The 21,151-nt window shown below is 69.1% G+C and carries 16 protein-coding genes and 1 pseudogene; 10 read left to right on the forward strand and 7 right to left on the reverse strand.

The features are described from left to right. Window positions 1-203 precede the first annotated feature (203 nt). Window positions 204-1,730, reverse strand: coding sequence for a diguanylate cyclase (locus BKK79_RS02480; protein ID WP_071037017.1), 1,527 nt, complete (start codon window positions 1,728-1,730; stop codon window positions 204-206). Window positions 1,731-2,400: 670 nt separating this feature from the next. Continuing rightward, complete coding sequence (locus tag BKK79_RS02485; RefSeq protein WP_071012584.1) at window positions 2,401-2,814, reverse strand: VOC family protein; 414 nt, start codon at window positions 2,812-2,814, stop codon at window positions 2,401-2,403. A gap of 32 nt (window positions 2,815-2,846) precedes the next feature. On the opposite strand from BKK79_RS02485, the gene BKK79_RS41440 reads away from it, so the two are divergent. Together BKK79_RS41440 and BKK79_RS02495 are read left to right on the forward strand one after the other, a co-directional pair. Beyond that, entirely contained in the window at window positions 2,847-3,227 is a 381-nt protein-coding gene (locus tag BKK79_RS41440) for an FCD domain-containing protein (RefSeq protein WP_232346261.1), read from the forward strand. Window positions 3,228-3,474: 247 nt separating this feature from the next. Further along, window positions 3,475-4,659 (forward strand): GGDEF domain-containing protein, encoded by a 1,185-nt coding sequence (locus BKK79_RS02495; protein ID WP_071012581.1) that lies wholly within the window; start codon window positions 3,475-3,477, stop codon window positions 4,657-4,659. On the opposite strand, the pseudogene BKK79_RS02500 reads toward BKK79_RS02495, so the two are convergent. Continuing rightward, window positions 4,644-5,988: pseudogene (locus tag BKK79_RS02500) on the reverse strand (MBL fold metallo-hydrolase RNA specificity domain-containing protein). The gene BKK79_RS02495 and the pseudogene BKK79_RS02500 overlap by 16 nt on opposite strands. A 47-nt stretch (window positions 5,989-6,035) precedes the next feature. Beyond that, window positions 6,036-6,563: a flavodoxin family protein gene (locus tag BKK79_RS02505; RefSeq protein WP_071037019.1), complete on the reverse strand. Its 528-nt coding sequence runs from the start codon at window positions 6,561-6,563 to the stop codon at window positions 6,036-6,038. A gap of 456 nt (window positions 6,564-7,019) precedes the next feature. On the opposite strand from BKK79_RS02505, the gene BKK79_RS02510 reads away from it, so the two are divergent. From BKK79_RS02510 to BKK79_RS02520, 3 genes are all read left to right on the forward strand, one after another. Continuing rightward, the gene (locus BKK79_RS02510) at window positions 7,020-7,541 is read left to right on the forward strand and encodes a phasin family protein (RefSeq protein WP_071037020.1); all 522 of its coding nucleotides are present in this window, start codon (window positions 7,020-7,022) and stop codon (window positions 7,539-7,541) included. Next, on the forward strand, window positions 7,480-8,286 hold the full coding sequence (gene phbB / locus BKK79_RS02515; RefSeq protein WP_084084454.1) for an acetoacetyl-CoA reductase: 807 nt from the start codon (window positions 7,480-7,482) through the stop codon (window positions 8,284-8,286). The genes BKK79_RS02510 and phbB overlap by 62 nt, the downstream gene beginning before the upstream one ends. 157 nt (window positions 8,287-8,443) lie before the next feature. Next, the gene (locus tag BKK79_RS02520) at window positions 8,444-8,899 is read left to right on the forward strand and encodes a universal stress protein (RefSeq protein ID WP_071012576.1); all 456 of its coding nucleotides are present in this window, start codon (window positions 8,444-8,446) and stop codon (window positions 8,897-8,899) included. 57 nt (window positions 8,900-8,956) lie between these two features. Here the strand turns inward: BKK79_RS02520 and BKK79_RS02525 are convergent, their stop codons facing one another. Further along, on the reverse strand, window positions 8,957-9,520 hold the full coding sequence (locus BKK79_RS02525) for an XpsR family transcriptional regulator (protein ID WP_231907894.1): 564 nt from the start codon (window positions 9,518-9,520) through the stop codon (window positions 8,957-8,959). Between the two features lie 1,156 nt (window positions 9,521-10,676). Further along, window positions 10,677-11,912: an HD-GYP domain-containing protein gene (locus BKK79_RS02530; RefSeq protein ID WP_071012573.1), complete on the reverse strand. Its 1,236-nt coding sequence runs from the start codon at window positions 11,910-11,912 to the stop codon at window positions 10,677-10,679. Between the two features lie 474 nt (window positions 11,913-12,386). Here BKK79_RS02530 and BKK79_RS02535 point away from each other — a divergent pair, with 474 nt between their 5' ends. Together BKK79_RS02535 and BKK79_RS02540 are read left to right on the forward strand one after the other, a co-directional pair. Beyond that, complete coding sequence (locus BKK79_RS02535; RefSeq protein ID WP_071012571.1) at window positions 12,387-12,680, forward strand: putative quinol monooxygenase; 294 nt, start codon at window positions 12,387-12,389, stop codon at window positions 12,678-12,680. A 147-nt stretch (window positions 12,681-12,827) separates the two neighbouring features. Beyond that, window positions 12,828-13,826, forward strand: a complete 999-nt coding sequence (locus BKK79_RS02540) for a cysteine synthase A (protein WP_071037021.1) — start codon at window positions 12,828-12,830, stop codon at window positions 13,824-13,826. 21 nt (window positions 13,827-13,847) lie between these two features. Here the strand turns inward: BKK79_RS02540 and prpR are convergent, their stop codons facing one another. Next, a complete protein-coding gene (gene prpR / locus BKK79_RS02545) occupies window positions 13,848-15,875 on the reverse strand; it encodes a propionate catabolism operon regulatory protein PrpR (RefSeq protein WP_084084844.1) in 2,028 nt (675 codons plus the stop codon). A 284-nt stretch (window positions 15,876-16,159) separates the two neighbouring features. On the opposite strand from prpR, the gene prpB reads away from it, so the two are divergent. The 3 genes from prpB to acnD all read left to right on the forward strand — a co-directional run bounded on the left by prpB (window position 16,160) and on the right by acnD (window position 21,021). Next, a complete protein-coding gene (gene prpB / locus BKK79_RS02550) occupies window positions 16,160-17,068 on the forward strand; it encodes a methylisocitrate lyase (protein ID WP_071012567.1) in 909 nt (302 codons plus the stop codon). Window positions 17,069-17,190: 122 nt separating this feature from the next. After that, on the forward strand, window positions 17,191-18,345 hold the full coding sequence (gene prpC / locus BKK79_RS02555; protein ID WP_071016301.1) for a bifunctional 2-methylcitrate synthase/citrate synthase: 1,155 nt from the start codon (window positions 17,191-17,193) through the stop codon (window positions 18,343-18,345). Between the two features lie 78 nt (window positions 18,346-18,423). Next, window positions 18,424-21,021, forward strand: a complete 2,598-nt coding sequence (acnD, locus tag BKK79_RS02560; RefSeq protein WP_071037022.1) for a Fe/S-dependent 2-methylisocitrate dehydratase AcnD — start codon at window positions 18,424-18,426, stop codon at window positions 21,019-21,021. Window positions 21,022-21,151 lie beyond the last annotated feature (130 nt).

A 21,151-nucleotide genomic window follows, 5' to 3' on the forward strand; every position in this document is an offset into this window, starting at 1 on the left:
TTCGCTGCGCACCAGATCCGTGCATCCGGGACGCTCCGCCGCGGGCGCCTGGCGGCGGGCAAGCGCAGTGCCGGCGGGCATGGCTTCCGGGCGGTGGCGCGGGCGCCGCGGATGCACGCCTCGATGGGCGAGCTTAACGCGGAACCGTGACCATGCGATGGCAGCCCGTAATGCAGCCCGCATGCATCCCGCTATGCAGCCCGCTATCCCTCGGGTGGTGCAACAGGCACACATGGCGGGGCGCCGGCCTCGGCGGTGGCAGGCTGCGGCATGCAGCGGTTGCGTCCCAGTGCCTTGGCGCGGTAGAGCTGGGCGTCGGCCTCCGCGGCCAACGCCTCCATATAGGTATCGTCGCCGGGGCGCGGTGTGCCGGCGGCGCCACCGATGCTGACGGTCAGCATGCCGGCAGGGCTGCGCGCGTGCGGAAGGGCCAGCGCCTGGATGGCGCGGCGGATGTTCTCCGCCACCACGCCTGCGCTGGCGAGGTCGGTGTCGGGCAGCACCACGCAGAACTCCTCGCCGCCGTAGCGGGCGGCCAGGTCGCCCGGCCGGCGCACATTGGCGCGCACGCACTCGGCGACCGCGCGCAGGGCGCTGTCCCCGCGCAGGTGGCCGTAGTGGTCGTTGTAGGCCTTGAAATGGTCGACATCGACCATCAGCACGGCGATCGAGTGCTGCCCGCGCGCGGCGCGCCGCGTCTCCTGGGCCAGCCGCTCGTCGAGGGCGCGCCGGTTCGCCAGGCCGGTCAGCCCGTCCGTGGCCGCGAGCTCGGCATGCCGGCGCTGCTCCGCCAGCCGTCCTTCGAGCTGCCGGGCGAACAGGCAGGCCGTCGCCAGCGTGGCGAGGTTGAACAGGACGCCGAGTACGCCGATCGCCCAGGCCCTGGCCTTCCAGCTGGCATAGATGTCCCCGGTGGCCGCCCCGACGGCGACGAACAGCGGGTAGGCGCCGATGCGGCGGTAGACGTAGAGGCGCTCGACGCCGTCGCGCACGGAGCGTCCGAGGTAGATCCCTTGCGGGTTCCTGGCCAGCATGTCCGCCTGCACGCTGCGCGTCGCGGCGGGACTGTCCAGCGGGATCGCCGGACGGCGCGCGACCACGCTGCCGTCGGCATACAGCAGCGCCACCGTGCCATGGGTGCCCAGGGACATGCGCGCGAACAGCCGGTCGAAATAGCTCAGGCGCAGGCCGCCGACCACCACGCCGGCGAACTGCCCGCCGGCATCCTTCAGACCCAGGCTGAGCGCGATGGCGGGGCCGAATCCGGTGCGCACCTGGAACGGCTTGCTGACGTAAAGGCCCTTGGCCTGCCCGCGCGCATGGACCAGGAAATAGTCGCGGTCGCCGAAATGGAGCGGGCGCGGCGGCTCCGCCCTGGAGTCCAGGATGGCCTGGCCCTGCCGGTCCGATACCAGGATGGACCCGAGATCCTCGGCGCGGATCATGCCGCCGAACAGCGCCATGCGGCGCACGTGGTCGGACAGCGTCGCCACCTCGGGATCCGCCAGCCGCTGTGCCACGGTCTCCAGCGCCGCGCTATAAAGGTCGAGATTGCGCGTGACGTCGTACTCGATGACTTCCGTCATGTTCGACGCCGCCTCCCGGGCCCGCTCGAAGGCATCCACACGCATTTCGTAGAGGGAGATGGCCGCCCCGGCCGTGACGGCGAGCGAGAAGGACAGGGCGACGCCGATCAGCCGCTTGGGCTTGTTGACAATCGGTTTCAGCATGCAGCTCGGGGGGGTTGGCACGACACGCGTCCGGCGAGGGCCGCGTCTGCCGGAGAGCTTACCACCGCACTCCGCGGCCCGGCCCCGCCGCCGGCGCCTCCCCCACCGAAGCAGGATGCCGCGAGTTCGGGGCGCAGGCCGGCGCACGGCATCGCGGACCTACGCACCAGGATCAATCTGCCCCGGCTCTCCGGCCGCGCCCCGGTGCGTCGGCGCGCGCAGCACGGTGCGCGCCGGGCGGTGTCAGCGCCATGCCGCGGGACGTGCGCGCACCGTCCGCACGCCACGCCGGCTTGCCGCTTCGACACGCCCCGCCGGGCGCAGCGGCAGGCGGCTCAAGGCCCTCCGGGGCGCTGGGACCAGTGCGAGGCGGCGTGCCCGGCATCGCACAGCCTCCTCCGCATCCTCTGCGTACCGCTGGCGGCACACGCCGCCGATCTCAATTTCGCCAGCTGGGGCGGTGCCTACAAGAATGCGATCCGCGCGGCATGGCTCAAGCCCTTCGCACAGGAAAGCGGCATCCATGTCAATGAGGACACCGCGATCCGCAGGTGGCCAAGATCCGCGCCATGATCGACACCAGGTCGGTGTCATGGGACGTGGTGACCGAGAACAGCGCGCGCCTGGCGCGCGGCATCAAGCAATGCCGGCGCTGCCCGCCGCCAGGGTTTCAGTGCGCGTACACCGCCTCCCAGTCGCGGAAGCCCTTGACCTCGATCGGGTTGCCGAAGGGATCGGTGAAGAACATGGTCCACTGTTCGCCCGGCTCGCCTTCGAAACGCACCTGCGGCGCGAGCACGAAGTCGGTGCCGGCCGCCTGCAGGCGCGCCGCCAGTGCCTGCCAGTCAGGCAGCAGCAGGATGATGCCGAAGTGCGGCATCGGCACCAGCGCGTCGCCGACGTGGCCGGTGCGCGCGGTCTGGAAAGGCTGGCCCAGGTGCAGCGAGATCTGGTGGCCGAAGAAGTCGAAGTCGACCCAGGTCTCGGTGCTGCGGCCTTCGCGGCAGCCCAGCACGTCACCGTAGAAGCGGCGTGCCTCGGTGAGATCGGTGACGTTGAAGGCGAGATGGAAGACGGATTGCATGCTGGAGGATCCTCGTTCTGGTTGTCGGATAGGTGATCGGATGGCTTGTCGACCGGTGGCCGGAACAATGGTCGGATGCGCTGCGGCCCGGGCGCGCCGCGTTTGGCATGGGATTATGGACGATGCGCGGCCCCGCCAGCATCGCCGAGCTGCGGCGCAAGACCCGCATGTTCTCGCTCAAGCGGCTGGAGCGCCGGCTGGAGCCGGTCTGCCGCGAACACCTCGCCATGATCGATGCGCTCGCGCGCGGCGACACCGCCGATGCCGCGGCGCGCACGGCCGGGCACGTCGACAATATCCGCGCTTCCAGCTTCCATCCTGGCCAAGCTGTCGCGCTGGTAGCCAGTCATCGGACGCCGGCGGCCGTCGCTGCGCCGGCCCCATTCGTTGCATACCCCTCCAACAGGGGGTAAAACAAGCAATTTCGCGCCCGGCTCTTACCATCGTTTGCCATTCCTTACCGTTCCGGCGCCGAGGTGGTGCAACGGAAGTGGCACATGCCGCTAGAATGCCGTGCATGGCCGAGACCGGGCGGCACCGCGCACGTACCGGATCGACCTCTCGCCCGGCAGCCGCAAGCCGGGCGAGCAGAACAGACGCGCCAACGCGCGCACAAATACGGGTCAACGGAAATTCGGGAATACGGGGACGGGAGCCATCGTGTTGCTTTGCACCGGCCAGGCTCTGGCGCTCGGGAATCCAGCGGTCGCGCTGATCTTCTCCTCATGCTGTCTGGTGGCGTGGGCCTGCCAGCGCACGCACCGCTATCTGCTGTCGGTGTGCGCTGCCTTCTTCCTCTACGGACTGGCCGCCACCTCCCAGGTATTCTGGCCGCCGCGCGACTTCGCCTGGAACACCATGCCCGCGGGCCTGCTCTATGCCTGCAGCACGGTACTGCTGCAACGGGGCATGCTGTTGCGCGCCGGGGCACGCTTCGATGCGGTGCCGGTGCTGGCGGTGGCGCTGCTGCAGCTTGCCGCCCTGGCCTATTTCCACTTCATCGATCCCCACGTGGTGGCGCGCACCTACATCCACAACGGTGCCGCAGCCCTGGTCCTGCTGAGCGGCGCGGCCCGGCTCGGCAAGCTGCGCCATGGCCGTCAGGTCGACCGCGTGCTGTACTGGATCTTCCTCCTGTTCGCCTTCAGCTTCGTGCCGCGCCTGGTGCTGAACCTGTTGTCACCGATCGGGAAGGATCCCTGCGCCTTCAGCCAGGCGCCGTACTGGCTCTTCTTCCTGTTGGGCCAGGCTCTGCTCAATGTGGCGCTGTCATTGGCCATCTTCGCGGCAGCGGTGTCCGACGTCTTCGATGCACTGCGCAGCGAGCGCGACACCGACGCCTTGACCCAACTGCGCAACCGCCGCGGCTTCGAGAACCTGGCGCGGCAGGCCATCCCGCCGCGCGGCGGCCGGCCGCTGAGCCTGGTGCTGGCCGACATCGATCACTTCAAGCGCATCAACGATGCCTACGGCCACACCGCCGGCGATGCCGTGCTGGCGGGCTTCGGCGCGGTCATCGCCCAATGCGTGCGCCAGCGCGACGTCGCCGCCCGCATCGGCGGAGAGGAGTTCGCCGTGCTGCTGGCGGACACCGACGCCGCGGGCGCCGGCAGCCTGGCCGAGCGGCTGCGCCGCGCGTTCGAAACCATGCCGTGGCCCATGCTGCCGGCGTCGGAGCGCGTGACGGCCAGCTTCGGCGTGGCCGCGCTCGAGGACGGCGAAGGACTGGATGCGCTGCTCAAGCGCACCGACGCCCTGCTCTACGCGGCCAAGCGCGGCGGCCGCAACGCTGTCGCCTCGACGCTCGATGCGGCGCCGGGCACCTTGGCTCACTCGAGCGGATAGACGCCCCGGTATTCGGGCATCGTCACGGGCCAGCCTAGTTCGTGTTCGATGCGCTGGCGCAGCGCATCGGCGCCATCCGGCTCGCCATGGACGATGAAGGTGCGCCGCGGTGCCCTGGCGAAGCCGCGCAGCCAGGCCAGGATCTCGTCGGCATCGGCATGCGCGGACAGGCTGGTCAACTGCTCGACATTGGCGTTGATGGGCACTTCCTTGCCGTGGATGCGCAGCAAGCGGGCGCCGCCGGCCAGCGCCGCCCCGCGCGTGCCGCCGGCCTGGAAGCCCGACAGCAGGATGCAGTTGCGCGGGTCCGGCCCGAAAGCCTCCAGGTGATGCAGGATGCGTCCGCCGGTCGCCATGCCGCTGCCGGCCAGGATGATCTTGGCGGCGCGATTCTCGTTCAGGCGGATCGACTCTTCCACGCTGCGCACATAGATGGGCAGCGAGCAGGCCGCATTGCATTCGGCCCGGCCGATGCGCAGTTCGTCCTGATGCAGCCAGAACACCTGGGTGGCGTCGCGCGCCATCGGGCTGTTCAGGTAGACCGGCACATCGGGCAGGCGGCCCTGCACTTGCAGGCGGTGGAGGCAGTACAGCAGGCTCTGCGCGCGCCCGACCGCGAAGGTCGGGATCAGCAGCGTGCCGCCCTGGGCGGCGGTGCGCTCGACGATGCGCGAGATGGTGTCGAGCGGGTCCTCGGTACTGTGCTGGCGGTTGCCGTAGGTGGATTCGACCAGCAGGCAGTCGCCTTCGCCCACGGTCTCCGGCGCCTGCATCACCACGTCGTGCTGGCGGCCGAGGTCGCCGGAGAACACCAGGCGCCGGCCGTCGACGTGGAGCACGACGATGGCGGCGCCGATGATGTGGCCGGCATGGCGGAATTCCACCTCGATCCCCCGTGCGACGGGAAAGCGCGCGCCGAATCCGGTCGGCTGCAGATGCCGCAGCGCGCGCGCGGCGTCGGCCACACCATACAGTGCCAGCGCCGGCTTCGTGCCGGTTGGCGTCGTGCGCGTCTTCCTCGGCCAGCCGCGCACTGTCTGCCAGCAGGATCTCGCACAGCCGTGCCGTGCCTTCGGTGCAGTAGACACGTCCGCGGAAACCCCGGCGCACCAGCAATGGCAGGTAGCCGCTGTGGTCCAGGTGGGCATGGGTCAGCACCACCGCGTCCAGGCTCGCAGGGTCGAGCGGCAGCGGGTCCCAGTTGCGCAGGCGCAGCGCCTTGTAGCCCTGGAACAGGCCGCAGTCGATCATGACGCGGCGAACACCCGCTTCCAGCACATACTTCGAGCCGGTCACGGTATCGGTGGCACCGAGGAAGCGGAGTTGCATCGCCATCCGTGCGAAGGGAGGCCGCGGCGGTCAGGCCGGCGCCAGGCTCAGGCCTCGTGCGGCGACAGCCAGGCGCGCCGTGCGCCGCCGTCCGCCTGCGCGGCGGCCGCGATCTGGCCGACGAAGCCATCCAGCATCTCGCGCGCCTCGCCCGTCTGCACCTGGCGTTGCAGCAGGGCCAGCACCGGCTGCGGCACCTTGCCGCTCAGCCGCGCCACTTCCTCGATGGCGTTGAAAGCGCCGCGCGAGGCCATCAGGCAGACCACCGCGAGCCGTCCCTGCACGCGCCCCTGGTCGGCGAGGAAACTGCGCATCGGCGCGGCCAGCCGGCCGATCCAGATCGGCGTGAGCAGCACCACCTGGTCATAAGCCGCGAGCGGCCGGCCGTCGTAGGCGTAGGCGACATGGCGTTGCAGCAGGTTATCGACCACGCAGCGCACGTCTCCCGCCAGGCCGGCGCGGCTGCGCACGTCACGCACCTCATGGACCTCGGCGCCGAGTTGGGCCGCCAGCTGCTCGGCCACCTGGCGCGTGGTACCGGTGCGCGAGTAGAAGACGATGACGGTGTTTTCCATGTCTGTCCTGCCTTGCCGAAGCGTTGGATAAGTGGCCGCAACGCGGGTGGCTGCAACGCGGCGCGCGGCCCGGGACGGGCGGAACCTTACCTGCGCGGCGCGCACCTTGCCGATAGTCTAGGCATTGCGCCCGGCACGAGCTTGATACACATCAAGCCGGCCGACGCCCCCGCACCTCGCCGCACCTTGCCGCACCCTGCCGCGTAGCTTGTGGCATTCCCCTCTTTCTTCGGGCTGGCGGCGCCTTCTGCCGCGATCCGCGCCTTGCCACGCCGTGCGGTGCCGCTCCTTGGCAATGAAATTGATACGTATCAATCCGCCGCCGGCCACACTGCCTAGAATGAGTCATTCCTTACCACGCGGCCCGCGCCCTCCGGGGCATGCGGCCATGCGCCACGGCGGCATCGCCGCCGCGCAATGCCCCATCCACGTCGCCAAGCCAACCAGGAGGCCTCCATGGCAAATCCCAACGACATTCCCTTGGAAGTATTCCGCACCGGCATGCAGGCTGCGCTACGCGGCACCCTGCTGATGCTGGAGCGCCAGCAGCGCCTGCTGGCGTTCCAGCTCAAGGCGGTCGACCAGGCCATCGCCGGCTCGAAGGAAATCGTCAACGAGGTATCGCACGCCGGCACCGTCGCCGACCTGGCGGCGCTGCCGGCGGCGCTGATGCGCCAGCAGACCGAGCAGTACACGCGCCTCTGCGAGGAGTACACGGCGCTGGCCAGCCACAACCAGGCCGAACTGGCCGAGCATCTGCGCGAAGCCGGCGATAGCTGGCAGAAACTGCAGGGCAATGCCACCGCCGGCCCGCAGTTCGCGATGCCGATGCCCGCGCCGGTGCAGGAGTGGTTCGACCGCTTCGGCCAGTTCAATTCGGTGCTGACCAATGCCTTCCTGCAGCCGAACGCGGCGCATGCCAACGGCGCGGCCGGCCACGAAGCGGCGGCGCGCGCAAGGAGCCGCCGTGGCGAATGAGCGGAATGCGCGCATCGCCCTGGTGACGGGAGGCATGGGCGGCCTCGGCGAGGCCATCGCCGCCCGCCTGCATGCCGCCGGCCACCGCGTCATCGTGACCCACTCGCCCGGCAACGATCACGTGCAGGCGTGGCTGGACGGCCAGCGCGCGGAGGGCCGCGACTTCGCCGCCTTCGGTGTCGACGTGGCCGACTATGACGACTGCCAGCGCTGCGCCAGCGAGATCCTGGCGCGCTTCGGCACGGTCGACATCCTCGTCAACAATGCCGGCATCACGCGCGACCGGACCTTCAAGCGCATGGAGAAGGCGGAGTGGGACGACGTGCTGCGCACCGACCTGGATTCGGTCTTCCATATGACCAAGCCCTTCACCGACGGCATGAGCACACGCGGCTGGGGACGGATCATCAATATCTCTTCGGTCAACGGTTCCAAGGGTGCCTTCGGCCAGGCCAACTACGCCGCGGCCAAGGCGGGCATGCATGGCTTCACGAAATCCCTGGCGCTGGAACTGGCCGGCAAGGGGGTGACCGTCAACACGGTGTCACCGGGCTACCTGGCGACCAAGATGGTGACCGATGTGCCGGCCGAGATCCTGCAGGCCAAGATCCTGCCGCAGATCCCGGTCGGGCGCCTGGGGCGCCCGGACGAAGTGGCGGCGTTGATCGCCTACCTGTGCTCCGATGACGCCGGTTACGTGACCGGCGCCAATATCGCCATCAACGGCGGCCAGCATATGCAATGATCGCACGCGCCGGCACCTCGCCGGCGCAAGCGCTTGTCCGCCCGGGCGGGCCCCGCCGGTCTTGACGGGCATCAATGTGCCAGCCGCCCGATCACCTAACCTTGGGGCACGGGGATGCCCCGCCCCCAACAACCTGCCCGTTTCCTGGAGACTTGCCATGTACCAGCGCATCCTGCTTGCCGTCGACGGCAGCCGTTCCTCGGATCTGGCCCTGAGCCAGGCCATCACGGTCGCCAAGGCCACCGGCGCCGAGGTCGAGGCGATCTTCATCGCCGACAACAGCGATCTGTTCTTCGACGTCGGCTACTTCGACCCGTCCAAGATCATGGACAGCATCATGGCAGCCGGCAACGAAGCGCTGTCGGCTGCCGCGGCGCGCCTTGCCGCCGAGGGCGTGCGCCACAGCACCAGGCTGATCGACAAGCCGGTGGGTCCCGGCATGATTTCCGACACCATCATCCAGGAGGCTGTGCGCTGGGATGCCGACCTGCTGGTGCTCGGCACCCACGGCCGACGCGGCGTGAAGCGCCTGGTGATGGGCAGCGTGGCCGAAGGCGTACTGCACAAGAGCGGCAAGCCCGTGCTGCTGATCCGCAGCGAAGCCCCCGACTGAGCGCAGCGCGCCGGCGGCGGACAGTCCCGCGAGCCGGGGCCGGCCGCCGATCGGCCGTCAGTTCGGGAAATCGCCCGGCTCGAGCCAGCGCGCGATATAGCGGCCCATGGCCTCGAGCAGCACGTCCGAGGTCAGCCCCGACGCGCCCGCCAGCGCCGGACAGATCACCCAGGTGGTGCCGTCGGCCTCGAACAGGCGCAGGGTCTTGGCCAGGTCGGCGGGCTGCAGCACGTAGTCGCGTGCGCTGGCGCGCTCGAGGCCGAAGGCGCGCACATAATCCTCACGGTGCCGCTCGCCCAGGCAGACCACGAGCTTGGGCCGCCAGCGTCGCCGGATCTCGCTGATGAAGCGGAAACGCCCGCCGTTGCGGCAGCGCTCCAGGTAGCGCTGCTTGGGCACGAGTTCGGGCTGTCCGCGGAAGGCCTTCGACCAGGGCTGGTCGCCGACCAGATGAGCCGGCAACGGGAACAGGCTCAGCTTGAATTCGGCGCCACCCGGTGCGTAGAGATGATTGGCGTAGTAGTCCTGCCAACTGCTGATTTCTCGGGACGGGCCCAGGACCTGGGTGCGCGCGGCGCACATGATGCGCGCCACCTTCTGGTGCGACTGCCAGCGTTCCATGGCTTCGCGGTTAGTCGCGCGGAATGCGGCATCCCATGCGCCGGGATGCCGCCGTGGAATCAGCGGTGCCAGCAGCGATTCGGTCCAGGGATGCGGTGTGCTATCGCAAAACCAGATCGCCGCAGCGGGATTACCCCCTTCCATACCCACATAAGAAGCAAAATAAACATCCAATTGCTCACCAGAGAATATTATCTTCTGTTCTATTTCCATACCTTTTACCGCTTGGTGGAACTTGAGATGCCCTCGCATCGGAACCCAAGGCCCCGGCTGCGCCGCGGGCGGTGAGATACCCGCAAATGCATCGGCACAACAATGATGGGTAGAACGGCAACAAGAACAAGCAGCATTCGCTGGCAATCCCAAACTCCGCGATATCCGCAGTGCGCCCTGGCGGGGGCGGCGGCAGGCCGCGCCGGAAATCCCTTCGCCGATGGCGGGGAAAGCCTGGAACCAGTCGATCCGCATCGGTGAATCCCAGGGAGGACGGCGCCGGACCGCTGCCGGCGCGGGACCAGGATCCGAATCGACTGATCGCGTAACGGATCGCGTATGCGCGAAACACTTGCTAGGCGGTCGAAGATTCTGCGTGAGAATAGATTTCATCGCTCCCCTCTTTTGGGGGATCGATGCCCGCACCTTTTCCCTTCTCAAGCGGGGTAGGTCAGCGAGAGAATGCGCACGAGACAAGACGGCGTCGATCCGTGCCAATGCCGCCCGCAGCGCGTAGCGGCAGTCTTCCGCGCGGTCTTCGCGCACCAGGTGAGAAAGGTGCGATCACCGCGAAAAAAGAGGGTGTAGGCGCGGGGAGTGCCTACACCCTACCGGGAAGTAGCAAGGGGTCAACGCTTGCTGGTGTGGATTATTGAGTGCCGGGGAATCCGGCGTTACCCTGCTTCGGTAGGTGCCACGCTTTGGTGGGGAAAAGTTCTCGCGCGCGCACCCGTCGCGCCCGCGCTGCGGCGGGCCCGCCAGCCCGAGGGAGCGCGGGCCGCCGTCCCGGCACGCGGCACGGCAACGGCCCTGCCCCTGCGCCTGTCACACGCCGGTCATGATGCGGGAGGCCAGACGGCGCGCCTGCCCATCCGCAGGGGCGACGCCGATGATGGCGGTGGGACGCCGGTGCCCCGCATCATAAGTTCGTGGACCCCGGACGTCAGCCCCCGGCGATCTCGGCCAGCTCGCGCCCCAGCGCGCCGCCCGCGGGATCGGCGCACAGCGCCAGCATCTGCTCGTCGGTGTAGCCCCAGTCGCGCGCATTCTCGAAGGCCAGCACGCTGTCGTTGCCGTCGATCAGCTCGATGCGCTCCGCCGGCAGCGGTGCCGCGTCGGCGATCGAGTGGAAGACGATGGCGCCCGGCTGCAGCGGTGCCGCAGGGTTCTGCTCACACACGACGGCCAGCCGGTTCGACGCCAGGCGCAGCACGGTGCCGACCGGATAGATGCCGACCGAGCGTGCAAAGGCCTGGAAGGCGGTACGGTCGAACAAGGTATCGACCCGCACCGCGATGTACTCCATCGCGCGGGCCGGAGACCAGGCCTGGTGGCCGGGATGGTTGGAGGTCAGCGAATCGTAGGTGTCGCAGACCGCGGCAATCTTGGCGTGCAGGCTGATCTCATGGGCGGCGAGGCCAAAAGGATAACCCCGGCCGTCGACCCGCTCGTGGTGATGGATGCAGACGTCGAGCGGGATGTGGGTGTAGAGCCGCGCCTCGTTGAGGATGCGGTAGCCTGCGGATGGATGGCGGCGCATGGTCTCCTCCTCGGCCGCCGTCATCGCCGCGGTCTTGTTCAGGATGGTGTCCGGCACGGCGACCTTGCCGATGTCGTGCACCAGTCCGCCCAGGCCGAGCTGGCGCACTTCGGCATCCGGCAGGCCCAGCGCGCGGCCGGTGGCGATCATCAGGGCGCAGACGGCGAAGGAGTGCAGATAGGTGTAGTCATGCCTGGTCTTGAGCCGGGCGAGCGCGATCAGCGCCTGCGCGTGGCGCGACAGCGAACTGGAGGCCGAATCGACCAGCAGCAGCGCGCCGCTCACTTCCATCACCTTGCCCATGCGCGCCGCGGCGAACATGGAGCCGACCACGGACTTGCCGTTGGCGACGATCTCGCGTGCCCGCGCCAGTTCGGCTTCCAGTGGCACCGCCCTGCTCTCGCCGCCCGTCACCGGCGTCGGCGATGGCGGTGGCGGTGCTTCGGCGGCCGCCACGTTGCGCCCCTTGAGGATATCGATCCAGACGTCCTGCACGCCCGCGCCGACGATCTGCTGGATCTGATCTTCCTCGGTGATCAGGAAGCGCGAGCGCCAGAATGGATGGTTGATCCACGGGCCGCCGAGCCTGGCGACGAACATCCCGACCCCCAACTGCTCCGCCCTGATCCGTTTCAGCATGCATGCTCCCCTAGGCTATCTGCTGGCAAACCGGCATTTCATGTGGTTTTCGCCGGTCTCGATTAACGGCAGGATGCATGCGGTCTTTAGCCTCGCAAGCGCGGCGGCGCGGTGGGGCGCGGCACTTCAAGCGGTAACGTGCCGCAGCGGCTCCAGCCGCGTCCGGCGGGCTCCGGCAGGATGCCCTGGCGCCGATGCCTGTCGGCGCCTTCGCCGAGCGCCAGCGCGCCGATCGCACGCACTACGGCGCCTTCATCCGCCAGGCCGGCATCACGGTGGATGGAAGCGGCCTGAGAGGGCCCGCGCCGCCACCCCCGCTGCGGCGCCGACGGCACTCCGGTGCCGGAACGCCGCGCCGGCGCCTTGTCAAGGCGCTCTGCACAATGTCCGTTCGCCGGCCTCGGGCATTGGACCGGCAGGCGGCGGCGGCGCTACAATCGGCCGCCCTGAGATTGGATAGCCCGCTGACCCACCATGTCCGGAACCTATACGCTCGTCGGTATCGCCCGCGCCAAGGCCAACCGCCGGGAAGTGCTGGTCGACAAGCTGACCTCGATGCGCCAGCGCGGGGCCAGCGAACCCGGTTGCCTGCGCTACCACGTCGGCCAGGACGCGGAAGACCACGAAGTCTTCGTGCTCTACATGGTGTGGGATTCGAAGCGGGCGCTCGAATCCCACCTGAACAGCGAGTATGTGCGTGACTTCCACGCCATGCGCGACGACTACCTGGATGGCGACATCCATTTCCGCTGGCTGCAGGCCGCCTGAGGCAGGCCCGCCCGCCGCGCGCCCCCTTTCCTCCGCACGTCGTCTCTCCCAGGCACCCGCCCGCGCCACCTCGCCCTTGTCAAGGCCCGGTCCGCCGCCTATCACACACTGAGGACGGCGCGCATCGGGCGTGCCCGGGAGTGCATCATGGGCGTCAGGGACGGCTTCGTCGGCACCATCGGCAATACACCGCTGATCCGCTTGGCAAGCCTCAGCGCCGAGACCGGCTGCGATATCCTCGGCAAGGCGGAATTCCTCAATCCGGGCGGCTCGGTCAAGGACCGCGCCGCGCTCTACATCCTGCGCGACGCCGAGCACCGCGGCACGCTGCGCCCCGGCGGCACCGTGGTGGAAGGCACGGCCGGCAATACCGGCATCGGCCTGGCCCACCTCTGCGCGGCGCGCGGCTACCGCTGCATCGTGGTGATTCCCGACACCCAGTCGCCGGAGAAGATGGCGCGGCTGCGCCTGCTCGGCGCCGAGGTGCGGGCCGTGCCGGCCAAGCCCTATGCCGACCCCGACAACTACCAGAAGATCGCCGGGCGGCTCGCAGCGCAGATCGAGAACGCCATCTGGGCCAACCAGTTTGACAACCTGGCCAACCGCCAGGCCCACTACGAGACCACCGGTCCCGAGATCTGGCAAGCCACCGCCGGCCACCTGCACGCCTTTGTCTGCGCCACCGGCACCGGCGGCACCCTGGCCGGCGTGTCGCGCTGCCTGAAGGAGCGCAGCCCGCATGTGCGCATCGTGCTGGCCGACCCCCATGGCAGCGGGCTCTACCACTACGTCAAGCACCACGAAATCAAGGTCGAAGGCAGCTCGATCACCGAGGGCATCGGCTCGAGCCGCGTCACCGCCAACCTGGAGGGCACGCCGATCGACGACGCCATCCGCGTCGACGACCGCGCCTGCGTGGACATGGTCTATCGGCTGCTGCGCGAGGAAGGCCTGTTCGTCGGCGGCTCGTCTGGCATCAATGTGGCGGCGGCGGTGGCGCTGGCGCGCCAGATGGGGCCCGGCCACACCATCGTGACCCTGCTGTGCGACCGTGGCGACCTGTACTTCGGCCGCCTGTTCAATGCCGAATGGCTGGCCGCGAAGGGCCTCGAGCCGCCGCCGGCCAGCGGGGCCGCGCCGGATTAGTGAGTCAGCGGTCCAGGCAGCCTAGGCAGCCTCGTCCGCCGGCGCGTCGCGCAGGCGGCGCCAGAGCGTGGTCGGGCTGATGCCGAGCAGGTGGCAGGCCTGCGTGCGATTACCGCCGCACTGGGCCAGCACCTGGCGGATATGCTCGGCCTGGCTGGCGCGCGCCACGCCCGCCAGCGACTGCGGCGGCGCCTGCCGTTGACGCTCCACCCGCGCGGGCGCGGCGGCCGGCGGCGCCTCGGCCGGCACGGCGGGCGCGGCGGCGCCGGACGGGTCGGCCACGTCCGCCCCGGCGAACAGTTCGGGCACCGCGCCCTGCAGCTCATGCAACAGTTCGCCGGCCGCCAGGCGGCGGCCGCCGACCAGGACGGCGATGCGCTCGGTCACGTTCTCCAGCTCACGGATATTGCCCGGCCAGCCGTAGTGCGCCAGGCGCGCCCGCACCGGCGCGGGCAGCGCGCCCGGATGCGCCAGGCCCAGGCGCTCCTGGGCACGGCGGTACAGCAGTTCCGCCAGTTCGGGCAGGTCGCCGGCACGCGCGCGCAGCGGCGGCATCTCGATGCGCAGGATATTGAGCCGGTAGTACAAGTCCTGGCGGAAGCCCCCTTCCCGCACCATCGCGGCCAGGTCGCGGTGGGTGGCGGCGATCACCCGCACATTGACCGGCACTGGCTCCAGCCCGCCGATCGGCAGCACCTGCTTTTCCTGCAGCACGCGCAGCAGCCTCGTCTGCAGCGAAGGCGGCATGTCGCCCACCTCGTCCAGAAAGAGCGTGCCGTTGTGGGCCGACTCGAACAGGCCGGCCTTGCCGCCGCGCCGCGCGCCGGTGAAAGCGCCCTCCTCGTAGCCGAACAGCTCGCTTTCGAGCAAGGCTTCCGGAAAGGCCGCGCAGTTGACCGCGACGAAGGGAAAGGCACGGCGCGGGCTGGCATCGTGCATGCCTTGCGCCAGCACTTCCTTGCCGGTGCCGCTTTCGCCGCCGATCAGCACGGTGGAGTCGACCACCGCGTAGCGGCGCGCCAGCTCGCGCAGGTGCTGCATGGCGGCCGAGGCGCCGGCCAGGTCGTCCAGGCTGTAGCGCACGCCGACCGGCCGCGCGCGGTTGCGCGAGCGCAGGTTGCGGTCGACCCGCTGGATCGCATTGGCATCCTGGATGGTCAGCACCGCGCCGGTCACCCCGCCCTCGCCGGCGATGGGGATACGGTTGACCACCACCATCTTGTCGCCGAGCTTGTGGATGGCCTCCAGCTCCTTTTCGCCGCTGTGCATCACGCCGTCCAGCGACAAGCCCGGCGCCAGCAGCTGCAGCCGGCGCCCCACCGCGTTGCCGGCCGGCGTGCCGAGAAAACGCTCCATGGCCGGGTTGAAGGACTGGATGCGCCCTTCCGCGTCGACCGCGGCCACGCCTTCGTTCAGGTGCGCCAGGATGGTGTTGACGTAGTCGCGACGGGCCGCCTCGATGCGGCGCAGCCGGGCAGCCTCGATGGCATCTTCCAGCGCACCGCGCACCGATACCCCCGAGTACAGGAACACGCCCACCAGGCCGTGCTTGTCAGCCAGGTCGGTGACCAGGCCGGGCCCCACCACCACCTTGATGCCTTCCTGGCGCAGGGCCTTGACGCGCGCCGTGGCGTCGTCTTCGGTCAGGTAGGTGTAGGCCGGAATCGAGAGCGAGAAGGCGCGCACGAACTCGTCGACCTCGGCGTAGGTCGAGGCATGCGTCACCAGCGCCACCTGGGGCGAGATGCGGCGGGCCGTGGCCAGCGCGCTCATCACATCGAATCCGGTCACCTTGACCAGCACCACCGGCACGTCGACGTGCTGGCGCAGGTAGGCGCCGTTGGAGCCGCCCGCCACCACCGCGTCGAGCCGGCCCTCGCGTGCCTCGCGGACGATGGCGCTGGCGGCGGCCTCGTAGCCCTTGCCGACGATGCGGAACTCGGCCCGGCCGGCATAGGCGGGGATCAAGTCGGCGAAGGCGCGCGACAGGCGGCTGATGCCGATGGCCCAGATGCGCGGGCGGGCGTTGGGGGGAAGGATGCTGCTCATGGCGGGTCCGGAAGGCGGCTGCATGCGGCCATTGTCCGCCTTGCCCTCCAGCATTTCAATATTGAAATGCAAATTTCCAGCTTGCAATGCCGGAGACGGCATCCGCGCTCGCCTGGAGCGTCCCGCGAGCCCACCCGCAATGGCGCCAACCCAGCACCGGCAAGGGCTGGCGGGTATTCCCGCAGCGCCGTGGACGGCCCTGGCACAGGCTTTGCGCTAGATGGGTGTCTCGCCGAGATTCGTACATATCGTTCCGTCCCAATAGGCAACCCAGGCAACCGCCCATGACTTTCACCGCTTCCGAACTGGCCCGCTCCGCCGGCGCCCGCTTCCGCCAGGCCCTGGCCGACGAGCAGCCGCTGCAGATCGTCGGCACCATCAATGCCAACCACGCCCTGCTGGCCAAGCGCGCCGGCTACCGCGCCATCTACCTGTCGGGCGGCGGCGTGGCCGCGGGCTCGCTGGGACTGCCCGATCTCGGCATTTCCGGCCTGGACGATGTGCTGACCGATGTGCGCCGCATCACCGATGTGTGCGATACGCCGCTGCTGGTCGACGTCGACACCGGCTTCGGCTCCTCGGCCTTCAACGTGGCGCGCACCACCCGCTCCCTGATCAAGGCGGGCGCCGGCGCCATGCACATCGAGGACCAGGTCGGCGCCAAGCGCTGCGGCCACCGTCCCAACAAGGAAATCGTCAGCCAGGGCGAGATGGTCGACCGCATCAAGGCCGCCGTCGACGCCCGCACCGACCCCAACTTCGTCATCATGGCCCGCACCGACGCGCTCGCCGTGGAAGGCCTGGACAAGGCCATCGAGCGCGCCGTGGCCTGCGTGGAAGCCGGCGCCGACGCCATCTTCCCGGAAGCCATGACCGAGCTGGGCATGTACCGGCAGTTCGTCGAGGCGGTGAAGGTGCCGGTGCTGGCCAACCTGACCGAGTTCGGCGCCACGCCGCTGTTCACCGTGGACGACCTGCGCGGCGTCGGCATCGCCATGGCGCTCTACCCGCTGTCGGCCTTCCGTGCCATGAACAAGGCCGCCGAGAACGTCTTCCTGGCCATCCGCCGCGACGGCACCCAGAAAAACGTGGTCGACACCATGCAGACGCGCGCTGAACTGTACGAGAGCATCGGCTACCATGCTTTCGAGCAGAAGCTCGACGCCCTGTTCGCCCAAGGCAAGGCCAAGTAAGCTCTCATATCCGCTTGTATCCGCTCCGGGGGGCCGGCGTGCCGCGCGATGGCGCGGCGGCGGTGCCCGGACGATTCCCGCACCAGACATTCCCGCACCAGGAAACCAAGGAGACCCACAACATGTCCGAAGCGCAACCGCAAGTCGCTCCGAAGCCCAAGAAGTCCGTGGCCCTGTCCGGCGTGACCGCCGGCAACACCGCGCTGTGCACGGTCGGCCGCAGCGGCAACGACCTGCACTACCGCGGCTACGACATCCTCGACATCGCCGATGCCTGCGAATTCGAGGAGATCGCCCACCTGCTGGTGCACGGCAAGCTGCCCACCAAGGCCGAGCTGCGCGCCTACAAGACCAAGCTCAAGGCCCTGCGCGGCCTGCCCGCCAACGTCAAGGCCGCCCTCGAATGGGTGCCCGCCAGCGCCCACCCGATGGACGTGATGCGCACCGGCGTGTCCGTGCTCGGCACCGTGCTGCCCGAGAAGGACGACCACAACACCCCCGACGCGCGCGACATCGCCGACCGCCTGATGGCCAGCCTCGGCTCGATGCTGCTGTACTGGTACCACTACAGCCACAACGGCCGCCGCATCGAGGTCGAGACCGACGACGACTCCATCGGCGCCCACTTCCTGCACCTGCTGCACGGCGAGAAGCCCTCGGCCCTGTGGGAGCGCGCCATGCACACCTCGCTGATCCTGTACGCGGAGCACGAGTTCAACGCCTCGACCTTCACCGGCCGCGTCATCGCCGGCACCGGCTCGGACATGTACTCGTCGATCTGCGGCGCCATCGGCGCGCTGCGCGGCCCGAAGCACGGCGGCGCCAACGAAGTGGCCTTCGAGATCCAGAAGCGCTACGACACCCCCGACGAGGCCCAGGCCGACATCACGCGCCGCGTGGAGAACAAGGAAGTGGTGATCGGCTTCGGCCACCCGGTGTACACCATCGGCGACCCGCGCAACAAGGTCATCAAGGAAGTCGCGCGCAATCTGTCCAAGGACGCCGGCTCGATGAAGATGTTCGACATCGCCGAGCGCCTGGAGACCGTGATGTGGGACATCAAGAAGATGTTCCCCAACCTGGACTGGTTCAGCGCCGTCAGCTACCACATGATGGGCGTGCCCACCGCCATGTTCACCCCGCTGTTCGTCATCGCGCGCACCTCGGGCTGGGCCGCGCACATCATCGAGCAGCGCATCGACAACAAGATCATCCGCCCCAGCGCCAACTACACCGGGCCGGATAACCTCAAGTTCGTGCCGATCGAGAAGCGCTGATACGCAGCCAGGCCGACCCGGCGCCATGCCGGGCCGGCCCTCGGGCCACCGGTCACCGCACTGCATCCTCCCCACGCCATGAATACTGCAAACCGCAAACCTCTGCCGGGCACCAAGCTGGACTTCTTCGACGCGCGCGCCGCGGTCGAGGCAATCCAGCCGGGTGCCTACGACAAACTGCCCTACACCTCGCGCGTGCTGGCCGAGAACCTCGTGCGCCGCTGCGATCCGGCCACGTTGACCGATTCGCTGAAGCAGCTGATCGAGCGCCGCCGCGACCTCGATTTCCCCTGGTTCCCCGCCCGCGTGGTGTGCCATGACATCCTCGGCCAGACCGCGCTGGTCGACCTGGCCGGCCTGCGCGACGCCATCGCCGACCAGGGCGGCGATCCCGCCAAGGTCAACCCGGTGGTGCCGGTGCAGCTCATCGTCGACCACTCGCTGGCGGTGGAATGCGGCGGCTTCGACCCCGATGCCTTCGCCAAGAACCGCGCCATCGAGGACCGCCGCAACGAAGACCGCTTCGACTTCATCAACTGGACCAAGAAGGCCTTCCAGAACGTCGACGTGATCCCCCCGGGCAACGGCATCATGCACCAGATCAACCTGGAGAAGATGTCTCCGGTGATCCAGGCGCAGAACGGCGTGGCCTACCCCGACACCTGCGTCGGCACCGACAGCCACACCCCGCACGTGGACGCGCTGGGCGTGATCGCCATCGGCGTGGGCGGCCTGGAAGCCGAGAACGTGATGCTGGGCCGCGCCTCGTGGATGCGCCTGCCCGACATCGTCGGCGTCGAGCTGAGCGGCCGCCGCCAGCCCGGCATCACCGCCACCGACATCGTGCTGGCCCTGACCGAGTTCCTGCGCAAGGAAAAAGTGGTCGGCGCCTACCTCGAATTCCGCGGCGAAGGCGCCGCCAGCCTGACCCTGGGCGACCGCGCCACCATCTCCAACATGGCGCCCGAGTATGGCGCCACCGCCGCGATGTTCTTCATCGACGGCCAGACCCTCGACTACCTGCGCCTGACCGGCCGCGACGACGAACAGGTCAAGCTGGTCGAGACCTACGCCAGGACCGCCGGCCTGTGGGCCGACACGCTCAAGGACGCCGAGTACGAGCGCGTGCTCAAGTTCGACCTGTCGAGCGTGGTGCGCAACATGGCCGGCCCGTCCAATCCGCACAAGCGCCTGCCCACCTCCGACCTGGCCGCGCGCGGCATCGCCGGCAAGTGGGAGGAAGTGCCGGGGCAGATGCCCGACGGCGCCGTCATCATCGCCGCCATCACCAGCTGCACCAACACCAGCAACCCGCGCAACGTGATCGCCGCCGGCCTGCTGGCGCGCAATGCCAAGGCACGCGGCCTGGCGCGCAAGCCCTGGGTCAAGAGCTCGCTCGCGCCCGGCTCGAAGGCGGTGCAGCTCTACCTGGAAGAAGCCGACCTGCTGCCCGACCTGGAGGCGCTCGGCTTCGGCATCGTCGCCTTTGCCTGCACTACCTGCAACGGCATGTCGGGCGCGCTGGATCCCAAGATCCAGCAGGAGATCATCGAGCGCGACCTGTACGCCACCGCGGTGCTGTCCGGCAACCGCAACTTCGACGGCCGCATCCACCCGTATGCCAAGCAGGCCTTCCTGGCCTCGCCGCCGCTGGTGGTCGCCTACGCCATCGCCGGCACCATCCGCTTCGACATCGAGCAGGACGTGCTGGGCACCGACCAGGGCGGCAAGCCGGTCTACCTGAAGGACATCTGGCCGAGCGACGAGGAAATCGACGCCATCGTCGCGCGCAGCGTCAAGCCGGAGCAGTTCCGCAAGGTCTACGACCCGATGTTCAGCTTCGCCGTCGAGTCCGGCCCGCAGACCAGCCCGCTGTACGACTGGCGCGCGCAGAGCACCTATATCCGCCGCCCCCCGTACTGGGAAGGCGCACTGGCCGGCGAGCGCACGCTGCAGGGCCTGCGCCCGCTGGCGGTGCTGGGCGACAACATCACCACCGACCACCTGTCGCCGTCCAACGCCATCCTGGCCAACAGCGCGGCCGGCGAGTACCTGGCCAGGATGGGCCTGCCGGAGGAGGACTTCAACTCCTACGCGACCCACCGCGGCGACCACCTCACGGCACAGCGCGCGACCTTCGCCAACCCGACCCTGATCAATGAAATGGCCGTGGTCGACGGCCAGGTCAAGAAGGGTTCGCTGGCGCGCATCGAGCCGGAAGGCAAGGTGGTGCGCATGTGGGAGGCCATCGAGACCTACATGGACCGCAAGCAGCCGCTGATCATCATCGCCGGCGCGGACTATGGCCAGGGCTCCTCGCGCGACTGGGCCGCCAAGGGCGTGCGCCTGGCCGGCGTGGAAGCCATCGTGGCGGAAGGCTTCGAGCGCATCCACCGCACCAACCTGATCGGCATGGGCGTGCTGCCGCTGGAGTTCAAGCCGGGCGTGAACCGCCTGACGCTGGGCCTGGACGGCACCGAGACCTACGACGTGATCGGCGCGCGCAAGCCGCGCGCGGACCTGACCCTGGTCATCCACCGCAAGAACGGCGAGCGCGTCGAAGTGCCGGTGACCTGCCGCCTGGACAGCGACGAAGAAGTCTCGATCTACGAAGCCGGCGGCGTGCTGCAGCGCTTCGCGCAGGACTTCCTCGAGTCTTCCAAGGCCGCGGCCTGAGCATGCGCATGCGCCGGGACCGCGCCGGCGCGCAGGCGCCACTCCAGGCGCTGGCGCAGGCATCATTGCGCGCGTCATCCCAGGCGTAATCTATCGGGCGGTGCGGCAACGCACCGCCCGTTTTTCCAGG

The sequence above is a fragment of the Cupriavidus sp. USMAA2-4 genome, from assembly GCF_001854305.1.
In the GTDB taxonomy this organism is placed as follows: Bacteria; Pseudomonadota; Gammaproteobacteria; order Burkholderiales; family Burkholderiaceae; genus Cupriavidus; species Cupriavidus malaysiensis.

What these genes read in the sequence shown, in the direction of transcription:
- BKK79_RS02480 (WP_071037017.1), bottom strand. Translation starts at nt 1,730, where the DNA reads ATGCTGAAACCGATTGTCAACAAGCCCAAGCGGCTGATCGGCGTCGCC.
- BKK79_RS02485 (WP_071012584.1), bottom strand. Translation starts at nt 2,814, where the DNA reads ATGCAATCCGTCTTCCATCTCGCCTTCAACGTCACCGATCTCACCGAG.
- BKK79_RS02505 (WP_071037019.1), bottom strand. Translation starts at nt 6,563, where the DNA reads ATGGAAAACACCGTCATCGTCTTCTACTCGCGCACCGGTACCACGCGC.
- BKK79_RS02510 (WP_071037020.1), top strand. Translation starts at nt 7,020, where the DNA reads ATGGCAAATCCCAACGACATTCCCTTGGAAGTATTCCGCACCGGCATG.
- phbB (WP_084084454.1), top strand. Translation starts at nt 7,480, where the DNA reads ATGCCAACGGCGCGGCCGGCCACGAAGCGGCGGCGCGCGCAAGGAGCC.
- BKK79_RS02520 (WP_071012576.1), top strand. Translation starts at nt 8,444, where the DNA reads ATGTACCAGCGCATCCTGCTTGCCGTCGACGGCAGCCGTTCCTCGGAT.
- BKK79_RS02525 (WP_231907894.1), bottom strand. Translation starts at nt 9,520, where the DNA reads ATGGAACGCTGGCAGTCGCACCAGAAGGTGGCGCGCATCATGTGCGCC.
- BKK79_RS02530 (WP_071012573.1), bottom strand. Translation starts at nt 11,912, where the DNA reads ATGCTGAAACGGATCAGGGCGGAGCAGTTGGGGGTCGGGATGTTCGTC.
- BKK79_RS02535 (WP_071012571.1), top strand. Translation starts at nt 12,387, where the DNA reads ATGTCCGGAACCTATACGCTCGTCGGTATCGCCCGCGCCAAGGCCAAC.
- BKK79_RS02540 (WP_071037021.1), top strand. Translation starts at nt 12,828, where the DNA reads ATGGGCGTCAGGGACGGCTTCGTCGGCACCATCGGCAATACACCGCTG.
- prpR (WP_084084844.1), bottom strand. Translation starts at nt 15,875, where the DNA reads ATGAGCAGCATCCTTCCCCCCAACGCCCGCCCGCGCATCTGGGCCATC.
- prpB (WP_071012567.1), top strand. Translation starts at nt 16,160, where the DNA reads ATGACTTTCACCGCTTCCGAACTGGCCCGCTCCGCCGGCGCCCGCTTC.
- prpC (WP_071016301.1), top strand. Translation starts at nt 17,191, where the DNA reads ATGTCCGAAGCGCAACCGCAAGTCGCTCCGAAGCCCAAGAAGTCCGTG.
- acnD (WP_071037022.1), top strand. Translation starts at nt 18,424, where the DNA reads ATGAATACTGCAAACCGCAAACCTCTGCCGGGCACCAAGCTGGACTTC.